Source organism: Arthrobacter sp. Soil762, assembly GCF_001428335.1.
Taxonomy (GTDB): Bacteria; Actinomycetota; Actinomycetes; order Actinomycetales; family Micrococcaceae; genus Arthrobacter.
The window spans coordinates 560,067-577,289 of sequence record NZ_LMSG01000012.1; the positions used below are offsets into that span (position 1 = coordinate 560,067).

The window sequence follows — 17,223 nt, forward strand, 5'->3', positions numbered from 1 at the left end:
ACCATGCGCAGCGGTAGAATCCGGGAATGACCCAGGCTGCAGGGCACCCCACCATGTCGTTCGGCGACGCGATCCTCGCGGGCTTCCGGCAGTATGCCGAGTTTGGGGGCCGCGCCGGCGTGGCCGAGTTCTGGTGGTTCATCCTCTTCGTGACACTGGTAACCAGCGGCCTCGGCGCCCTGAACGTGGCCACCCCCAACGGAGTGATCGGCGTCGGTTCCAGCCTTGCCTCGCTCTGGGTAATCGGCACGATGATCCCCACGCTCGCCGTCGGCGTCCGCCGCCTCCGTGATGCCGGCCGACGCTGGACAGAGCTCTTCTGGCTGCTCATCCCCATCGCGGGCCTGATCGTTATGGCCATTCGTATGTCGGAGCCGTCCAAGCCGTAGCCGGACGGCCGTAGTAGGGCGGAAGCCCTCAGCCTTTCAGAACAACAACAGGCTCGTAGTGCTCCACGGTGGGAAACGGCGAGTAGAAATGATGCAGGAGCGCGCGCCATTCCTGGTACTCGGCCGATCCCCTGAAACCCTCGGTATGGTCCTGCAGCCGTGCCCATTGAACCAGCAGCAGGTACGTGGATGGGCTCTCGATGCAGCGGGAAAGCGTGAGGCTCTGGAATCCGGGCATGGAACCAATGATCGATTTCGCTTTGCCAAAGGCAGTCTCGAATTCCTCCTCCAGGCCGGGCCGGACGGAGAGCAATGCATGTTCGGTGATCACCCAACAATCATGCCTGAGGTCTCGCCGGACGGGGCTCAGCTGAGGCACGGTCCGTGGGAGGGGTCGTGGGACTTCGCGGGAGGCATGCTAAGTGCACCAATCCTGTCCGACCGCCCCGCAGCCGCCTGAGGGTTCCCATCCATGCCCAGCAAAAACGGGCCCGAAGGACTAGCTGATGGCGGTCCGATTGCCGGCGCCCGCTGCGGCTCCGACGGCAGCATTCGGAGTGTATCGGAAGGCACAGGTCTTTCGTTGTTCCTGCGGCCTCCAGATGGAGGTGCTTGAATAAGGGTGAACGACGACGGCGGGAGAGCAGGTGCCGCCCTCCTGCCCCGGCGAGTCAACCTTCGCTGAACGCTTCTTGGGGCCGTTCCCTTGGCTCGGATTCCTGCCGAACAACCAACGCGAAGAGTTCGCATCCGAAACCGTTGAAGTCTCCCGGGCCTGCGCTTCAGTTTCGAAGTTTGAGATTGTTCGTCGTGTTGTCAGGGTGGAGGACGATCCCGGGCCAGGGCTGGCGAGGATTGAGGACGATCCCGCGCCGGCCGTACGCCTGGTTTGTGCCAGAGGTTCAAGGTGGCCACGAACTCCGCCGGGGTCAACGGGCGGGCGGATGGCGGAGTAGGACAGTGACTTGTCCGCAGGGTTGCCGGCCACTCACTGGTCGGCAGGGTTCAGACTGCCCCTTCCCACTGGGGGAAAGGTCCGTAATCAGTCCCATGCCGGCGTACTCGCGCATGGCGGCGATGCCGGCAACTGCTGCAGCTTTGTCGTCAGAGCGCTTGGAAGTGGCCATCACTGTCCCATCCGGTGCTGTCAGCTGGAACCTGAATACGACTTCGCATCAACAAACAGTTCAAACATTCCGGCCATAACTATCCTCCCGATCGGTGGGGCCCTCGCCGCGGCGTCTTTGCCGCGAGGAGCCAGAGCCATCCCTGCGTTCCATTCCGCTTTTTTGGTCGTGCAATTCGTAATTTATGAATTCATCAAATGCTAAAGAGTTTGGCGCATGTCGGTCGCTGCCCGCAAGACCAAACAGACAACGCCCGATTAGGACATGCGAAGGCTTCAGCCGCGCCGACGGCTGGCGTATGCTCTACGTCAGCAGGACAGACAGGCCTGTCCTGCTGACCGACTTTTTGGGACGAGCGTACGGCAGCGAGCCTAGCCACAGACAAAAAGAGACGAGGGACAACGAAAGGCGCGCACCCCATTGACTGAGATATGCAACATGCCGGCGTTGCCGGAAGCGAAGTCGGATCTGTTCAGGTCCCTGGGACATCCCGTGCGCATCCGGGTGCTCGAACTGCTGGCGGACGGTCCCATCCGGGTGAGCGAGCTGCGCCAAGCGACCAATCTGGAAGCTTCCAACCTTTCCCAGCATCTCGGTGTCCTGCGCAGACAGCGACTCATCATTTCCTCCCGCACCGACGGCCAGATCCAATACCTGCTCAGCTGCCCCGAGGTCTTGCCTTTGCTCAGTGTGGCTGGCGCCCTGCTGCGAAGTTCCCTCCAGTCGACCCGCCTCCAACTAGCAGAAACCAAAGATACTCAATACCAAAATTAGGGAGGGGACGCCCTCGGGCGAGGCGATATGAGCACTCCGTCGAAGAGGCTTCGCGCGTGGAAGCCCGGCGTAAAGGTCATCAAACCATGTCAGAGTCCCTGACGCACGCTTGTTGCCACACCGCCCAGTCGGCTGGGTGTATGGTGGGTCGGCCCAGGAAGTAGCCCTGCCCGGAAGTCATGCCGAGTTCGGTGACGGCTGTGAGTTCCGCCCGAGTTTCGATGCCTTCAGCCACGATCTGGGCGCCGATCTGATGAGCGAATTCGACCATTGCTGCGCCGAGCGCCCGTTGCCCCTGGTCGCCGTCGAGTCCGGCGATAAGGCTTCTGTCGAGTTTGATGATGTCGGGCCGGAGCTGCAGGACATGGCGCATGGATGCGAAGCCTGATCCGGCGTCGTCTACGGCTATCCGCAGGCCGCGCTGACGCATGGGTTTCAGGGCGGCCAGCAGCGGTGCGTATTCATCCACAGCCATGCGTTCGGTCAATTCCAGAACGATCCGGTCGAAGGCCAGACCCGATCGCTTCAGCAGCCCGGGCAGTCTGGGGTCCAGACATGTGTCGGGTGAGAGGTTGAGCGCGACGTACAGGTTTTCGGGGAGCTTGGCGGTCTTGCGGAGTGCCGCTTCGAGTGTCGCGAATTCAAGGTCCCTGCCGAGTCCGACGCTGGTGGCTTCGTTGAACCAGTGGTCTGGACTTCGGCCGTCGTCGCTGGGGAAACGGGCCAGCGCTTCAACGCCGGTCATGTTTCCGGTGGTGAGTTCGTAGATGGGTTGGAAGGCCGTGAGGATCATTCCGCCCTGGACTGTGCTGTCGATGCGTTCCCTGGTGCGCTTTTTGAGAAGCGTGCGGACCGTATGGGTGGGCAAGGGCCGGCTGGTTCCTTCGAATCCAGGACCCAGTCCGTCGCGTGTGGGGCGTGACCTGCCGGATACTTCCATCCAGACGGGGGCGCCGTTGCGGTGACGGCACGAGACCGTGACCCCGGACCAGTCTGAACCGTGGTCACCCAAGTCCTCGGCGACTGCCTGACGAGCGCCGGCGAGTTGATCCTGATCGATCACCATGCTGATGGGCCTGCCGATCAGCTCGGCAGGTTCGTAGCCGAGGAACGTTGCGCTGGCCCTGCTTGAGAATGTGAAGTTTCCGTGTTCGTCCACGGCCCAGAGCCATTCCTGGCTGGTTTCCCATACGGTTTCCATAAGGTCGGACACAGCCCTACTCCGGTCGCGTTCCCTGCCCTGGGTGTGGATGCCCCGCACCGCAGTCCACGCCGCGATCAGGATCAGACCGCCGGCGATGACACCGAGTAAGCCAGCCACCGCCGGTGACTCCGGGGTATTGGGGGCCCAGGAGTGCAGTGCGGTGAATATTGCGAGGGCGAAGGCGACCTGCACGCTGAGCATGCAGAGCAGGACGTGGCTGCCGATGAATGACAGGATGTTCGTTTTGCGCTGCGGCCCCATGTTGTACCCCCTTCCCATGCTAACCGGGTCCCGGGTTATCAGGGGGACGGGGGCCCGCGGGTGCCGCATCCGTTATCGGCGCCCCTGACTGCAGGGCCGGGCGGGCTGCGGGCGTCATGGCTGGACGTCAACGAGGTGGGGCTGCGGTTCAGCCTGTGCAGAGTCGGATCCCGCGCCGTAGCGGTAGGTGATGTTTTCGTCCTGGACGACGAAGGTTTCGACGCCACTACGGGACCAATGCAGGACGAGCAGACCGTACCGTTCAGCAAGTTTCGCGAGCGTCGGGAAGGTGGTGACGTCGATGACGGGCCGCCCGTGGGGTGCCGGCATCGGGTGGACGCGCACCAGCAACGCGGCGTAGCGGCGGCGGATGGCCGTTCCTTCGTCCCCGGGCGTAGTGCGGCGGGCGAAAACCATGATGATTACCCCAATGGCGAGGGCTGCCAGAAGGAGCACAGCTGACACGACGCGGGCGACAGTCGCGCTGATGCCGACCCCGTTCAATCGGAGCATGCGGGGCGCGAGGACAGTCTGCTGCGTCGTGGTTGCGTCAATGACGGTCAGGGTATCCGGCGCGCCGGTGAGGGTGAGCTGGAGCGGCGTGAGGTGGAGGTTGAGCTTGGGCCGGAATTCGGCTCCCGTCACTGTCGTGACTTGGGGCGTCACCGCGATGGTGACCGGTCCGACCGGGAGACCTGTGACGGCCGATGCTGCCTGTGCCTTGGCTTCGAGAGTGCCCAGTTCCAGCCGGATGCTTCCCTCATGGTCGTTGCCTGTGAAGGTGGCGGACCCGTCAAGCGGGACGGTTGAGTGCCAGTCGCCCGGCGTGGACAGCTCCGCCGTCACGGACACCGTTCCGGGCTCGCCGTGGTAGGTGAAGTGGACATCGACGGTGTTGGCGAGTTTCCGGAAGACCGGCTCCGGCGAGTTTGCGGTCCCGTCGTAGGCCGGGCTTTGTCCAACGTCGGCGGCAACGCCGGCGACGTCGAGGATGGTGCCGAGGGCGGTGGAAATCCGTAGTGATGGCGGAAGGCTTCCCACAGCCGGGGGTGTTGCGGGCTGGTTGCTGATGTGGCGGGACATGGCTGCTCTCTTCATTTGCGCCGGTGGCGGGTTGTTGCGGCGCCGCCTTCGGCCAGCAGTGCGAATGACAGCAGCCCCAGGGCCGGAGGACTCGCGAGAGCTTGGGGCCAGAGTCCGCCCTGCGGGACGGAAGCCCGGCAGCCCCTGAGCGGGCCCCGCGGCGGTTGCAACCCCAGCTACAACTGGATGCCACTGCCAACGAAGACACAGACCGGACTGCGGTCCGCGTTCCATCGACATATCGAAGCTAACAGCGCAAACACCGAATAAATCCGTTCCTTGGACTAACCTGCGGGAACCTTAGGGGACGTGCGAAGAACCCGGGGAAACATTGGCACCGCGCTGTGGAAACTGTCGAAAGAGGAAATCCAGGTAGGATTTCGGCACACTCGCTAACCATGCAATCACCGGCAAAGGCGGATCCTTCACGCGCTCAAGGGAGGGCCAAGGTTTGCGCAGGATCACCTGAAGTCGGGGTCCTATCGTCGCGGGAGCCGTAGCCTCAAGAGATGGTCATTTCAGCAGCCGCCCCCTTCGGTGCCGCAGGTGGTACGAACCCCGCAGGCGCTCTCGACCCTTCCGCGCCGACGGGAACGGCGAGCCCGTTTCCTGGCAATGAGGAGTTGCCGCTGGTGGACAGGACCGTTCTGCAAACCTTGGAAGAACAGCTGGGGCGACCGGACATGGCACGGAACTTTGCGAAAGATTATTCGGCGCTGTGGGGGCAGCGGGAGCGCCGCCTCGTCGACTCACTGGAGCGTGAGGATCAGGCCGTCGCGCTTGACGCGGCCATCAGCCTGAAAGTCTCCTCCGCTATGGTCGGCGGGTTACGCCTGGCATGTCTCGCTCAGATGCTGGAGGCAGCCGTCCGGCATGGCGACCTCCGTCACGCAGCGTCCGTCCTGGCCCTGATTTCGATCCATGGCCCTGCCACGGTGAACGAACTCCAGCACCAGTACCTTCGGTAGCAACGGGGCTAAGCCACGTTCCGTCGCGGCGGCTGCGGTTACGCGGACCCGCCGGGCGTAGATGGGCTGGCCAGCCGGTAGCCCGCACCGCGGACCGTCTGCAGCCACAGCGGCGATTCCGGATCATCGCGGAGCTTACGGCGGAGGTTGCCGATGTGTACCTCGACAGAGCGTTCATCGGAGTCACTGATGTAGGCGTCCTCGCGGTAGTACTCGCCCCGGAGGCTGCGGACGAGCTCAGCTCGCGAAAGGACTGCTCCCGACGCGCGGAGCAGCTCGTGAAGGAGATCAAATTCGCTTCGCGTCAGTTCCACAGCTGTCCCGCCCACTGCGGCCGTCCGCTTCCGGTAATCCAGCGCCAACCCGTTGTGCCGGAGGACCGATTCCCCCACTCCGGCCTCCGGAGGCAAATGTTTCGAAGGGGACACAGCCGGAGGAGTGTCCAGCATCTGCGGACGTGGCCGGCGCAGCATCGCCGCGATGCGCGCCCGCAGCTCCCTGGGCCGGAACGGTTTGGTGATGTAGTCATCGGCCCCTGCCTGGAGTGCTGCTAGGAGATCGGGCTCCTCCGTCCTGCCGGTAAGCATCACGACATAGGCGTTGCTGAACTGGCGGATACGGCGGAGAACCTCGAACCCGTCAAGATCAGGCAGACCCACGTCCAGGGTCACCACATCGGGCCGTATTTCCTGGACCACCGCTACGCCTTCTCTACCGTCGCTTGCCGTGTGAACCTCAAACCCTGATTGACGGAGCACACCCTCCAACAGGTTCCGCATGTCCAGGTCATCCTCTATTACTACAGCCACACCCAGGTCGCTCATGGCCCCCCCATGTCAATCTGAAGAATCCCTGTCAGCCCAGCGCTGGCGCGGTATTCAGACCTACAGTCCCTAAGCTACAAGGAACGCGACGGATGTGCATGAACTTTCATCGATCAGACATCCCCCGGATGCCGCATTTAGGGCCGCCGCCGCCCGTCCCGTACAGTGGGGCCGTAGCCCGGGATATCCCCCATATCCCGGGCCACCTTTCAGCCTTCTTGGTTGCGCTGCCAGGGGTCCCAAGTCAGGTCCGTGTCCGCAGGTCGCTGTGAGATCCACTGCCTCGGAGTTCAGCTGGAAATTTCGGCTGCCCAGGCCCTGATTTCCTGGGCGGTGAACCGCACTCCCGGGAGAAGAGCTTGAAGTCTTTCAGTCAATTGCGCTTCCACGGCGAAGAGCGGCATTCCGTTCGCGGTAGCTTGTGCTTCCGCAAGCGCCCCCTCCAGCCGCCCCAGCAGAGCGTTCAGCATGGCGTTCGCGTCCAGGGTGCTCAGCGCTTCGTCGCCATTCCCGTCACTCACGGCGTCCTTGGCTGCCAGGAATGCCTGCGGCTTGTGTCCATGGCTGGCCGCCACCCCGAGCCAGGTCATGGCATCGGCGAAGGAGGAGAAGAACCTCGTGGGGCAGGCGGGGGAATGTCGGGCCACGTAGAAATTGACTATGACGCGGTCCACCGGTGAGGTGCCCACAACGGCAATGCGCGTCAGCGGCCAGGCCGCGGCAAATATTTCCCGTGCCCTGTGCTCCACGCCTTCCATTCTGGCCATGTCGACGAGCATAGGACGAGGGCGGCCGGAACACAGGTCCCTGACCTTGGCCATCACGGCGCGCGCGTCTTTTGCCGTCACCATTGCGCCAAGGGCCCAGCGAAGGTAAACGACGCCGTCGTGTAGTTCGACTACGTCCTTCTCGCCGTCCAATGGTTGAATCCCCACAAAGTCTCCAAAAAAGTTCCCCGACCGTGGCGGTGAACGCCACGGATACTCCGTTGGGAGCAAAAGCAGTGATCAGTGCAGCGGCCGCGTCTCCTGCAGGCGCTTGATGAACCAACGTGACTGCTCCGGGCCGTATGGCAGCACGGGGATGGCCTTGGTGGCGTCGGTGGGGGTTTCGCGGATGGACTGCTGGGCCTGGCGGACCGCGGTGGTCATGGTGTTGGCCATGGTCTTGACGAACTGGTCGCTGCAGGGCTGGCCGTGGCCGGGGATCAGGAACTCGTAGCGGTGCCGCAGGGCCGAGATGTGGCGCAGGGAGTCGGCCCATTCCTCCGGGTAGGAGTCCTCGAAGGACGGGTGCGCGCCCTGCTCAACAAGGTCGCCCACAAAGAGGGTGGTTGGAGTGCCCACCAGGAGGTCGCCGTCGGTATGGCCGCGGCCCAGGTAGAAGAGCGTGACGTTTATTCCGCCCAGGTCCACCAGTACGGGCTGGTCCTTGACGATGGCGTTGGGCACCACCAGTTCCACGTTCTCGCCCTCGCCCGTGGACATCTCCGGCTCCAGCGTTCCCACGAACCGGCGTTGCAGGTCCCCGTGGTCGTCGATCTCCTGGGCGCAGTTTTCGTGCGCCCAGAACTCGGTGGCGCCGTCGGACGCGAACATGGCGTTGCCGAAGAAGTGGTCATAATGCGCGTGGGTGTTGACCACCACCAACGGCAAAGAGGTCTTCTCCCGCACCGCGTCCAGGATCTCGCGCCCCTGCCGCGGCCCGCAGCCGGTATCGACCACCATGGCCCGCTCGGAGCCCACAATGAGGCCGGTGTTAAGCAGTGATCCTTCGGTGACCAGCACGTAGTTGTCCGCGCCGACGTCGAGCCATTCTGACATTGTTTCTCCGTACTTCCGGAAAGCGACTGCGTTCTTCTTGGCCTCGATTCTACCCATGGGCCCTTGGAGTTTCCGGGATGCGGTGCGCAGTCCGGGCCGCATGTGGAGATCCACATTCCTAACCGGGATTTCGCCTTAAATCCATCGAACTGCGTAACATCTCGCTATGCAGACAAAACAACACGCGTGCTTCTGTGATCACTGCGGCCGGATCACGAACCACGTGACCCACTATGTAAAGGCCGACGGCGGTGGCCAGCTGATCGCGACGGTGCAATGCGCTGAGCACGCGGAGGAAGGTGCGTGACGCTGAGGCACGCTTCCCGGGAAGCCACGGAGGAGTCGCCCTCGTTCCACTGGTGACAGGTCACTTTGTAACCTGGGTGCCAGAATCGGGTATCGCGACTGCGGCCGTTTCGGGGGTGCAAACGAGCGCCAAATAGGACGAAGGATACGAGGTCTCCTGCGAACTCGATGTCGGCAAATCCGAACGTCACGCCGTCGCGTTGAACGCAGCCGGCGAGCGGGGTTGATGCGTCGTGGGCTGCGACCTGCGATGATCGTTCGGCGGTGCTGGCCCGCGTGCTGGCACGCTCGGAGCCGGCGATGAGGCCGGTTCAGCAGGGAACCTCCGTGATCGAGCAGCACCTCGCTGGGCGGTCCCGGCCGTGGCAGCTGTTGAAGGGGAAGGCCGTGAGTGGCGGGTGTTTCTAGCATCGGAACACGGCGGGCGGGCTGCCGGAGCTGATCTGTGGATAACCAGACGAACCTCACGCGGCGCACGTGGATCTGCACGATTCTTCGCAGAAAGCTGAACAGGCCACGCTTTGTCGTCAGTCCAGGGGAAGGGTGACGGAGACCCGGGTTCCCCTGCCGGGAGCGGACTCAATACCGACGGTGCCGTGTGCTTCGTGCACGGCCATGGTCATCAGGCACACTCCGTACCCATGATGTGTGGAGGCTGGGGTCTGGCTCTCCGGGCTGTATCCGATGCCGTCGTCCGTGATGATCAGGCGGATGCCGTGGTAGACGGCCTCCAACCGGACGGTCACCTCGGTTGCGCTGGAGTGCCTCAACGCGTTGGAGAGCATTTCCTGCCCGGCGCGGTAGAGGAGCGCGGCGCACGCTGCCGGGATTTCGACGCCATGGTGCGGCGTTTCAAATCGGACACGGACGCCTTGCTGGCGGAGCGGTACGGTCAGTCGGTCGATGCAGCCGGCAAGTCCCCAAGTGTGGAAGTCGAGGGTGAGATCATCGGTGGTGACATCTCCGGCGTGGTCTTCATCCAGTGCTGCTACTTGGCTCATGACTTCCCCTGCTTCCCTGCATGCGTTGTTGTGTTTGTACACGCCCTGGCCTCTGGACGCGTACGCCCTTCGGCAAGCATGCCCCGCCATCCTCAAGGGCTCCCTCAGGTAACCGCACTCCCGGCACAGGGTTCCACGAGGTTTCGGCAAACCAGACGGGGGCGCCGGCAACCTCCGGGCAGGCCCCGCTGCGTACCTGGCTAGGTATTCCGTTCCTGGCTGGCAGCCTCCATGAAGAAGGTCTCGTCCCCTGCCAGATCGGATTCGGCACCGGCGGCCCGGCCTCCGGCGGCCCGGTAACGGTAGGTGGTGCTTTCGTCCTGCACAATAAAGGTTTCCACGCCGCTGCGGTTCCAGTGCAGGACCAGGAGTCCGTAGCGTTCGGCCAGCTTTGCGAGCGTTGCGAAACTCGTCACGTCGATGACCGGCCGCCCCTGGGGCGCAGTCATGGGATGCACCCGGACCAGAAGGGACGAGTAACGGCGCCGGATGCCCGCGGCTTCATCCAGCGCCGCAGTGCGGCGTCCCAGTACCAGCAGCACAGTCCCGGCAACGATGACGGCAAGCAGCAGCACGCCGGACACGGCGCGGGCGGTGGCGGCGGTGATGTTCCAGCCGTTGAATCCAATGGTCCTGGGCGCCAGGACGGTCTGCTGGCTGGTGGCGCTGTCGGTCACGGTGAGGGCCTGCTCCCCGCCTGTCAGGGAAAGCTGAATCGGGGTCAGGTTCAAGGGTAGTTTGGGCTTGAACTCAGCCCCGGACGCAGTGGTCACCTGCGGCATGAGGGCGATGGAGACGGGGGCGGCGCTGACCCCGGTGACGGCAGCAGCCGCCTCGGCCTTGTCTTCGAGGGCGTTGAGGTCCAGTGTGACGGTGCCTTCGTAGCTGTTGCCGGTGAATGACTCCGGGCCGGCCAGCGGCACCGTCGAGTGCCAGCCGCTGGGGCTGGTCAGTTCCGCCGCAACAGCGACTGTTCCCGGGTCGCCTTCATAGGTGAAGGTGACGTCAACACGGTTGGCCAGTTTGCGGAAAATCGGGTCCGGGGAGGTGGCAGTGGTGCCGTCGTAGGCGGCGGTCCGGCCGACGTCTGCGGTGTAGGCGAACTTCATGCTGGTGCCGCTCTTCACCTCGGCGGACGACAGCGCGTCGAGGGGTCCGGCCCAGGATGCAACGCCGAGGCCCACGGCCAGGATCGCCACGATGCCCGTAAGGGCCGCCGGGGCCCGAAGCGAAGCGGGCAGGCTGCCGACGGAAAGGACTGCTGACGAAAGGCTTCTGGCGGGGCGGTCGCTGATGTGGCGGGACACGGTGCTTCTCCTGTTCTTGCGTAATTTCCGGGTGGTGGCGGCCGTGCCGCCCCCGGCGATAAGAGCGAAAGCTATGAGGCCGAGGACGGGCGGGCTGGTGAGGCGTTCGAGCCACAACCCGCCTTGCGGGATCTGTACGGCGAGTTCACCGATAAGCTGGTCTCTGGTTAGCTGCTCCGGATCTAGCCAGGAATTGTTGTCACCTTGGAAGGTGTAGTGGCCATCCGCTATGGAAACAATGCGGTGCAAAACCATGGTTTGGAGCAAATCACTTCTGTAGGCCACCACATCACCGACGTCATAGCGCTCTGCAGGACGAAGGATCCCGAGATCGCCGGCATGGAACTGCGGCTCCATGCTGTCGCCGAAGGTGCTGAGATAAGTAGTCTGGCCACCCAGTTCCGCAGGCCATGCCAGCCAAAGCCAGCCGGCGAACGCGGCGATCACCACTGCCCTGACCCAGAAAGCTCGCCGCACTGTTTTCCTCATCCTTATCCGGCCTGAAAAGAAACAGCGGGCCGGGCCGGCCAGAATCCCCCCCAGGGTGTCTGGCCGGCCTCAGCCCGCAGGATGCTGCTAGTTGACGACGACGCCCGTAGAGGTCAGGCCGCTGGTGGACTGGGTCTGCGTGCAGGTGTAGGTAGTGATGATCGTAGTGGTTCCGCTTACCGTTCCGGTACCACATGCAAATGACGTGCCGCCGTTGTAGTTCATCTTGACGGTAGAAGTGCTGGTGTCACCGGCCAGGACCAGCGTGGCTGAATCGATGCTGTCGCCCACTGCATTGAGGTTGTACTGGAGCGAGTTCACCGTGGCGCCGCTGACGGTGGTGGTGGCGTAACCGGTGAGTGGCTTGGTGGCACCCGAAGCAAACGTGTTGCTGTTGGTGAAAGCGGAACCCGCGGCTACGGCGAGGCCGGCGACGGACAGAGCGGTGATGATCTTTGCGGATTTGCGCATGGTGATGTTTCTCTTTCGGTTTAGGGGTGGCCCGGCTGACCTAACTGGTCCCGTGGCTTTGCGTCCCCGGATTCCACCGGGTTTGCCTTTATCAGTGAACCGTTGTGAAGAAGGACATTGCGGTTTGTCTAGCACCGATAAAACGAAGGTAGCAAGCAAAAAACCACCATTCCCGTTCCTTGGACGGTCCTGCGGGAACCTTGGGCCCTTCTATCCATTCGTTGGAGTTATCGCGGAAAACCTGCGTCTGAGGCGGAAAACCTGCGTCAAAGAGAGGCCGGGGCCATCCGCGAGCATCTCACCGGAGCCCAGCCACGTGCCTCCACGCGGCCCTGGCTTCCCCTAGGCTGGCGAACTCGCAACTGTCCCGTCCCGTAGCAGGATCCTCGCCCGCGCCCTCCCCCAGGAACGCCAGGACCACCGCGGAAAGCCGCTTCGACTCCGCCCCTGCAGGACTGGCACCCAGGACGGTTGACCAGAACCCTAGCTTGGCCGCCTCATCGAGCCGCAGACAGGCCAAGGCCCCGATGACGCACAGTTCATGCACATCATGTATTGCGGACTGTTCCTGCATCCGTTCCAGCGAGGACCGAAGGAGTCCGTGGGCGCGCTGAGAATCTCCTTGGCGGGCCGCCGCGAGGGCATCGATGGATTCCACCTGGGCAATGCCGATGGAGGAATCCAGTGCGGCGTTTAGCTCCCTCGCCTCCTCCAATGTGTCCTGGCAGTTACTCGTGCCAATGATTTCCTCCACCCGTGCCAGATGGCGCAGGCCGCGGGCGAGTTCCAAGTGCCGGCCATGTTCCCGGGAATATTGGGTGGCCAGAGCAAATGACATTCGGGCGCGCATGAAGCTGCCATTCCAAAACCAGAGGTGGCCGAGGAGATCGGCCTGCTCATCCGTAGAGCACCAGTCCACTGCGATCTCTTCCAGGTCGCGCCGGGCGGTTTCGAGCTTCCCACTCCGAAGAGCCGCTAGCACTTCAAGTTTCCTCCTTCGGCGGCGGATTTCGGGCTCATCGCTGGTCTGCCCGATCGCGAGAACGTTCAGGCATTCCCTGATCTCACCGCGCAGGAGTAGGCGCCTGCCGGCAGCCACGCGCGCCAGATCGGTCATCCAGCCGGAGGCTTCGTCCGAGGAAGGGTCGCGTTCCTGCAGATTTTCGGGGATGTCACCCTCCAGCCGGCACACTGAGTACACGAGACCGGAGAAGCCAGCATGGCGTGTGGCCCGGCCCGCTTCCATCGCAAGCTGCCGGCCATATCCCGCGCTGTTGGCTGCAAAGACCAAGGGAACCGCGGCCTGCGGTACAGCGGCACCGAGGATCGAGACTTCCTCCAAAAAACGCACGGCCTGGAACACGCGGGCGCGCCCCAGGACATCCGTCTGCCCGGAACCGGAATTTGCGCTCACCCAGCGAGCTGCCTTCGTGAGCAGCGATACTTGCTGGCCAGCGGTCCAGGCAGCGCCCTGTTCGACGCTCGAGGCCACCAGGTGACGCACTCCCTCGGTAATTCTGAGATCGAGCCACGGGGAGTCGTTCTCTTCGACAAAATGGCGTTCAACAAACTTCTTCAGCTCGGTCGGGAGGGCCTGCGGAACGAGATCCTCCAGCAGGAGGATATTAAAGGCGGGAACGAGTGCCGCAGCCTGAAGAAGGTTCTGCTCCACTGGCGAAAGCCCTCGCATTGTCCTGGTAAACAGTTCCGGGAAGCCGCCGGCAAGGTCATCCTCACTGAGCGGCAGGTTCCGTTGCTGCCGGATGTTACACAGATCCACTGCGCAGTTGAGGTATGCCGGGTATCCACTGCCCTTGTCCACGATCATCGTGAGGACGTCTTCCGGAGGGCGGCTTTCCGGGCCACGCCGTGTGCAGGAGCCTTCGCGAATCGTCGTCGGTGAGCCGGCCCAGCATATGCTGGCGCGGCTCCTCCGTGGCTGACACCAATCCCGGCCAGTTGTCAGGGCCGTTCCTCAGGAACTGCCCTGCGCTATGCGGATCGGCCCACCGGAGCCGTTCGCGGCCTGTGACAACGAAAAGGCAATTTGGCATCAGATACATCAGCCGACAGAGAAAATCTTCCAGGGAACCCTCATGGCCGCTGTGGGCTTGGACGTCTTCCCATGTGTCAAAGAAGATGATGTATTCGAGCGGCCGGCGCCTTCCGCCCTCATCGGGTTGCCGGCTTTGCTGTTGACTCAGGTCCCAGGCCAGGAAATGGGGCAGAAATGCGAGCAGCTCAACGAGGTCGTCCTCGTCCATGGCAGCATCCAGGTAAGGGCAATCGCGCAGGAGTTTCTTCTGTGATGCACTGCGGGCAATGGCGCGTACTGCATGAGTTGTGAGACGGGTGGCGCCGCCGACGACGCCAAAGCTGGAGGCTCCGAGGACAGCGTCTGCCAGGTCTGAGAGGGCGTCTGTCATCACGCTGCCGAGGTCAGCAGCGCCCGACGCCGCCCCGCCGGCACCGCTTCCCTGCAGATATTCGCGCAAGGCCTCTCCTGGATGGGCCATGCTCCAGTACAGGGAAAATGCAAGATCAAAGGCGGGCGCCGGCACCCTTTTGTCCGCCAGGCGTGCCCGGATCGCAATCAGAAGTGTTTCAAAGTCACGGTCGCCTGATTTCGCAAAGTCGTGCCGGTAAGTAATCGGGGATGTGGGTTCCGTAGTGTCGCCGGATCTGACGAGGTCATCCAGATGGCGGGAGAGCGCACTCTTGCCGATCCCGCTCTGTCCGTAAAACGACAGGACGTTTTTCCGGGGCCGCGAAAAATCCGTGACCAAGCCGGGTTCTTTCGCAACCTCACATACAGCACGCCGGCTTGCCGTCAGTGCCTCTGCCTGGGCCACCCGATTTGTGAAGATCCGCGTCCCGGCCGACGTTGTTCTTCCTGTTTCAAGCAACCCCCGCAGTCTCATTGCTCAAACCTACATCGCGGTGCGTACGCCGGCCTTTATGGCAACGCCATCCGTCGGGGCTGGACAGGTGCTCAGATATCAGCCAGCACCGACGCCGGGTTCTCGATTGCGTCCGCTACAAACCTGAGGAACCCGGCTGCCGTGCCGCCGTCGCAGACGCGGTGATCGAACGTGAGCGTCAGTTCGGTGACCTTGCGGACCGCGAGTTCCCCGTCCACGACCCACGGCTTGTCGATGATGCGCCCGACGCCCAGGATCGCCACCTCGGGGTGGTTGATGATGGCCGCGAGCCGTCCACCCCGAAGACGCCGTAGTTGTTCAGCGTGAAGGTGCCGCTGGCCAGTTGCTCCGGCGTCGCCTTGCCCTCGCGCACGACGGCGGTGAGCCGGCGGATCTCCGCGTCCAGTTCGCGGGCGCTGAGTTTGTCCGCGTTGCGGATCGAGGGGACCATCAGTCCGCGGTCCGTCTGGGCAGCGAAGCCCAGGTTGATGCCGGCACCCGGCGGGGACAACGGGCGATGAACGCGAGGAGCCCCTGCGAATAGCGCCGTCGGGCGTTTCATCATTGTCGGGTGTCTCGTACTTGACCGAAAATGCACTTAATCCAAGTCGATAAGCCGGCTGGATGCAGCGGGATCAAATCGCCGCGCCACGTTCTAAGAGAGGCGGACCTTCCCGCGGAGTCAGGAATCACGGCTTCGCCCTTGTTCAGCCCGGCAGTTGCTTTGCAGTGCAGGCCGGGGTCTTGGCCTAGAGGTCCGTGATTCTCAGGGCCATCAGGCAGGTTGCCTGTCCGTCCAGGGTGTCCAGGGGCAGCCGCAGCAACTCCGAGAGCAGCCGCAGGCGCTTGCTCAGCGTGTTGCGGTGGATATAGAGGTCCCGGGATGTGTCGGACGGCTGCGCGTTATGTTCCAGGTAGCTTCTCAGGGTCTGCAGGAGCGCGCTGTTGTGGTCGCGGTCGTATGCGACCACTGGAGCCAACAGCTTGTGGGCGGCCGCACGGGCGCCGCCGCCGGCTGTGGCGGCGATCAGGGACTGGATATCGAGCGGTGCCGGGATTACCGGCTCCGAAACGTGCAGGACCTTGTGCCGGGCGTCCGCGACGCCCAGCCGCAATTCGTCCACGCTCTCCGCCGGCCCCCTGATGACGATCGGCACACCCGCGGCCATCTGGCGGCAGGATTCCAGCAACTGCTCTGTGATCGACTCCGGGGGCTCCCCCGTGGCGGTACTGGATTGGGCAAAGGCGAAGAGGTTGCCTTGCGAGGAGTGGATCTGGACTCGGTGGAACAGTTCCTGGACCGCCAGGCGAATCTTCCATGGATGGGTTGAATCGTCAGGATCCGGGCGGGCCACCACAAGATACGTCGCAGCCTGGGGATCGAGCCCCGCCGCCCGGAAGGTTCGGGTGAGTTCGTCGGTGGCGACTCCCTCCCAGTCGCCGAACTGTTGCAGCAATGCCGCCATTCTTGCCGCTTTTTGCCCCGGGGCCTTGAGTACGTTGTTGAGTTGGACGGCGAGGATGGATGAGGCTGGACCGAGCAGCGTCGCCAGGGGCTCGCGGGAGAGCCCTCCGCGGGCCACCAGATGAAAAATCTCCGTCCCACCCATCGGCAGTTCGAAGGACGAAGCCTCGGTACCCGCAGCGGCCCGGCTCAGGTCCTCATGCGTCCAGCCCGATCCCTTCGGCCAAAAGGCCACCACGTCACCGATGGCGTCGAAGACCGCGACCTGGCTTTTTGCGGCCCCGGCAATCTCGGCCAGCAACCCGCGCAGGGCGCCCCCGGTTCCGGCGATTCTTGCGCAGCGGTCGGCCAGTGCCCACGACTGCTTGGTCAGTGCGAAGCGTTCGGCCTCCAGGACGCTGGTGACGAAACGCTGAACCTGGAGCGCAGGCACAACATGCGGGACCTCCAGGAGTGGGACGTTATGCTTCGTGGCCGCCCTGATCAGGCCCGGCGGGATCAGCCGGTGGGCGGCGCCGGTGCCGAACGCGATGGCGGCCACCGGAACGTCCGCGAGCCGCTCGGCGTAGGCATCCCAGATCTGGTCGTCCGAAAAGTTGAATCCGATGCCATTGGTGATCACGAGGCAGCCGGCGCCGAGAAATGGCGTTGGGTCCAGGAACTCTGCCTGGGCGCAGAAGCTGATGGACCGGGCCAATCGTTGCCGCGAAGAGGGCGTGTGCAAACGCAACTGCAAAGTATCCTCGGCCAGCAAATCGGCGACTTTCATGCTCTCCCTCTGGACGGTCAGGTCTGGACCAAATTCCCCCG

Annotated in this window: 17 protein-coding genes, 1 pseudogene and 1 riboswitch; of the genes and pseudogenes, 4 read left to right on the forward strand and 14 right to left on the reverse strand. The window is 63.5% G+C overall.

The features are described from left to right. Positions 1-26: 26 nt before the first annotated feature. The gene (locus ASG77_RS10645) at positions 27-389 is read left to right on the forward strand and encodes a DUF805 domain-containing protein (protein WP_235564446.1); all 363 of its coding nucleotides are present in this window, start codon (positions 27-29) and stop codon (positions 387-389) included. 28 nt (positions 390-417) lie between these two features. Here ASG77_RS10645 and ASG77_RS10650 read toward each other — a convergent pair whose 3' ends face one another. Then, positions 418-720, reverse strand: coding sequence for an antibiotic biosynthesis monooxygenase family protein (locus ASG77_RS10650; protein WP_056344910.1), 303 nt, complete (start codon positions 718-720; stop codon positions 418-420). Between the two features lie 598 nt (positions 721-1,318). Continuing rightward, positions 1,319-1,516: a hypothetical protein gene (locus tag ASG77_RS22915; protein ID WP_327019617.1), complete on the reverse strand. Its 198-nt coding sequence runs from the start codon at positions 1,514-1,516 to the stop codon at positions 1,319-1,321. 438 nt (positions 1,517-1,954) lie between these two features. Between ASG77_RS22915 and ASG77_RS10655 the strand changes: the two genes are divergently transcribed. Further along, entirely contained in the window at positions 1,955-2,290 is a 336-nt protein-coding gene (locus tag ASG77_RS10655) for an ArsR/SmtB family transcription factor (protein ID WP_056344914.1), read from the forward strand. A 79-nt stretch (positions 2,291-2,369) separates the two neighbouring features. On the opposite strand, the gene ASG77_RS22530 is transcribed toward ASG77_RS10655, so the two are convergent. Together ASG77_RS22530 and ASG77_RS10665 are read right to left on the reverse strand one after the other, a co-directional pair. Then, on the reverse strand, positions 2,370-3,755 hold the full coding sequence (locus ASG77_RS22530; RefSeq protein ID WP_056344917.1) for a sensor domain-containing phosphodiesterase: 1,386 nt from the start codon (positions 3,753-3,755) through the stop codon (positions 2,370-2,372). A 114-nt stretch (positions 3,756-3,869) separates the two neighbouring features. Beyond that, positions 3,870-4,838: a DUF5305 family protein gene (locus ASG77_RS10665; RefSeq protein ID WP_056344920.1), complete on the reverse strand. Its 969-nt coding sequence runs from the start codon at positions 4,836-4,838 to the stop codon at positions 3,870-3,872. 509 nt (positions 4,839-5,347) lie between these two features. Here ASG77_RS10665 and ASG77_RS10670 point away from each other — a divergent pair. Continuing rightward, positions 5,348-5,806, forward strand: a complete 459-nt coding sequence (locus ASG77_RS10670; protein WP_235564448.1) for an Hpt domain-containing protein — start codon at positions 5,348-5,350, stop codon at positions 5,804-5,806. Positions 5,807-5,844: 38 nt separating this feature from the next. Here ASG77_RS10670 and ASG77_RS10675 read toward each other — a convergent pair whose 3' ends face one another. The 3 genes from ASG77_RS10675 to ASG77_RS10685 form a co-directional block, all read right to left on the reverse strand. Next, a complete protein-coding gene (locus ASG77_RS10675; protein WP_056344927.1) occupies positions 5,845-6,630 on the reverse strand; it encodes a response regulator transcription factor in 786 nt (261 codons plus the stop codon). A gap of 290 nt (positions 6,631-6,920) precedes the next feature. Continuing rightward, positions 6,921-7,565, reverse strand: a complete 645-nt coding sequence (locus tag ASG77_RS10680; protein WP_056344930.1) for a DUF7793 family protein — start codon at positions 7,563-7,565, stop codon at positions 6,921-6,923. A 72-nt stretch (positions 7,566-7,637) separates the two neighbouring features. Next, positions 7,638-8,453 carry an MBL fold metallo-hydrolase gene (locus ASG77_RS10685; RefSeq protein WP_056345239.1) on the reverse strand — a complete coding sequence of 272 codons (816 nt, stop codon included), beginning with the start codon at positions 8,451-8,453 and terminating at the stop codon, positions 7,638-7,640. 166 nt (positions 8,454-8,619) lie between these two features. Between ASG77_RS10685 and ASG77_RS21825 the strand changes: the two genes are divergently transcribed. Further along, positions 8,620-8,760 (forward strand): hypothetical protein, encoded by a 141-nt coding sequence (locus ASG77_RS21825; RefSeq protein WP_156380245.1) that lies wholly within the window; start codon positions 8,620-8,622, stop codon positions 8,758-8,760. A gap of 526 nt (positions 8,761-9,286) precedes the next feature. Here ASG77_RS21825 and ASG77_RS10690 read toward each other — a convergent pair. The 7 genes and pseudogenes from ASG77_RS10690 to ASG77_RS10720 form a co-directional block, all read right to left on the reverse strand. Beyond that, on the reverse strand, positions 9,287-9,760 hold the full coding sequence (locus ASG77_RS10690) for a sensor histidine kinase (RefSeq protein WP_056344933.1): 474 nt from the start codon (positions 9,758-9,760) through the stop codon (positions 9,287-9,289). 200 nt (positions 9,761-9,960) lie between these two features. After that, entirely contained in the window at positions 9,961-11,544 is a 1,584-nt protein-coding gene (locus tag ASG77_RS10695; RefSeq protein ID WP_162254927.1) for a signal peptidase I, read from the reverse strand. A 99-nt stretch (positions 11,545-11,643) separates the two neighbouring features. Then, a complete protein-coding gene (locus ASG77_RS10700) occupies positions 11,644-12,027 on the reverse strand; it encodes a hypothetical protein (RefSeq protein ID WP_056344939.1) in 384 nt (127 codons plus the stop codon). Between the two features lie 22 nt (positions 12,028-12,049). Next, positions 12,050-12,124, reverse strand: a riboswitch (cyclic di-GMP riboswitch). Between the two features lie 201 nt (positions 12,125-12,325). Beyond that, positions 12,326-13,807, reverse strand: coding sequence for a hypothetical protein (locus ASG77_RS10705; RefSeq protein WP_162254928.1), 1,482 nt, complete (start codon positions 13,805-13,807; stop codon positions 12,326-12,328). Then, positions 13,794-14,813 carry a hypothetical protein gene (locus ASG77_RS21830; protein ID WP_156380247.1) on the reverse strand — a complete coding sequence of 340 codons (1,020 nt, stop codon included), beginning with the start codon at positions 14,811-14,813 and terminating at the stop codon, positions 13,794-13,796. Before ASG77_RS21830 ends, ASG77_RS10705 begins: the two co-directional genes overlap by 14 nt. Before the next feature lie 206 nt (positions 14,814-15,019). Continuing rightward, positions 15,020-15,441: pseudogene (locus tag ASG77_RS21280) on the reverse strand (2-oxo acid dehydrogenase subunit E2); the annotation flags it as partial. A gap of 256 nt (positions 15,442-15,697) precedes the next feature. Next, the gene (locus tag ASG77_RS10720; RefSeq protein WP_082575945.1) at positions 15,698-17,182 is read right to left on the reverse strand and encodes a helix-turn-helix domain-containing protein; all 1,485 of its coding nucleotides are present in this window, start codon (positions 17,180-17,182) and stop codon (positions 15,698-15,700) included. Positions 17,183-17,223: the final 41 nt, after the last annotated feature.

Bases quoted from the DNA above. Each gene is read 5' to 3' on its own strand.
- ASG77_RS10645 (WP_235564446.1), top strand. From the start codon at position 27: ATGACCCAGGCTGCAGGGCACCCCACCATGTCGTTCGGCGACGCGATC.
- ASG77_RS22915 (WP_327019617.1), bottom strand. From the start codon at position 1,516: ATGGCCACTTCCAAGCGCTCTGACGACAAAGCTGCAGCAGTTGCCGGC.
- ASG77_RS10655 (WP_056344914.1), top strand. From the start codon at position 1,955: ATGCCGGCGTTGCCGGAAGCGAAGTCGGATCTGTTCAGGTCCCTGGGA.
- ASG77_RS22530 (WP_056344917.1), bottom strand. From the start codon at position 3,755: ATGGGGCCGCAGCGCAAAACGAACATCCTGTCATTCATCGGCAGCCAC.
- ASG77_RS10665 (WP_056344920.1), bottom strand. From the start codon at position 4,838: ATGTCCCGCCACATCAGCAACCAGCCCGCAACACCCCCGGCTGTGGGA.
- ASG77_RS10670 (WP_235564448.1), top strand. From the start codon at position 5,348: ATGGTCATTTCAGCAGCCGCCCCCTTCGGTGCCGCAGGTGGTACGAAC.
- ASG77_RS10675 (WP_056344927.1), bottom strand. From the start codon at position 6,630: ATGAGCGACCTGGGTGTGGCTGTAGTAATAGAGGATGACCTGGACATG.
- ASG77_RS10685 (WP_056345239.1), bottom strand. From the start codon at position 8,453: ATGTCAGAATGGCTCGACGTCGGCGCGGACAACTACGTGCTGGTCACC.
- ASG77_RS21825 (WP_156380245.1), top strand. From the start codon at position 8,620: ATGCAGACAAAACAACACGCGTGCTTCTGTGATCACTGCGGCCGGATC.
- ASG77_RS10690 (WP_056344933.1), bottom strand. From the start codon at position 9,760: ATGAGCCAAGTAGCAGCACTGGATGAAGACCACGCCGGAGATGTCACC.
- ASG77_RS10700 (WP_056344939.1), bottom strand. From the start codon at position 12,027: ATGCGCAAATCCGCAAAGATCATCACCGCTCTGTCCGTCGCCGGCCTC.
- ASG77_RS10720 (WP_082575945.1), bottom strand. From the start codon at position 17,182: ATGAAAGTCGCCGATTTGCTGGCCGAGGATACTTTGCAGTTGCGTTTG.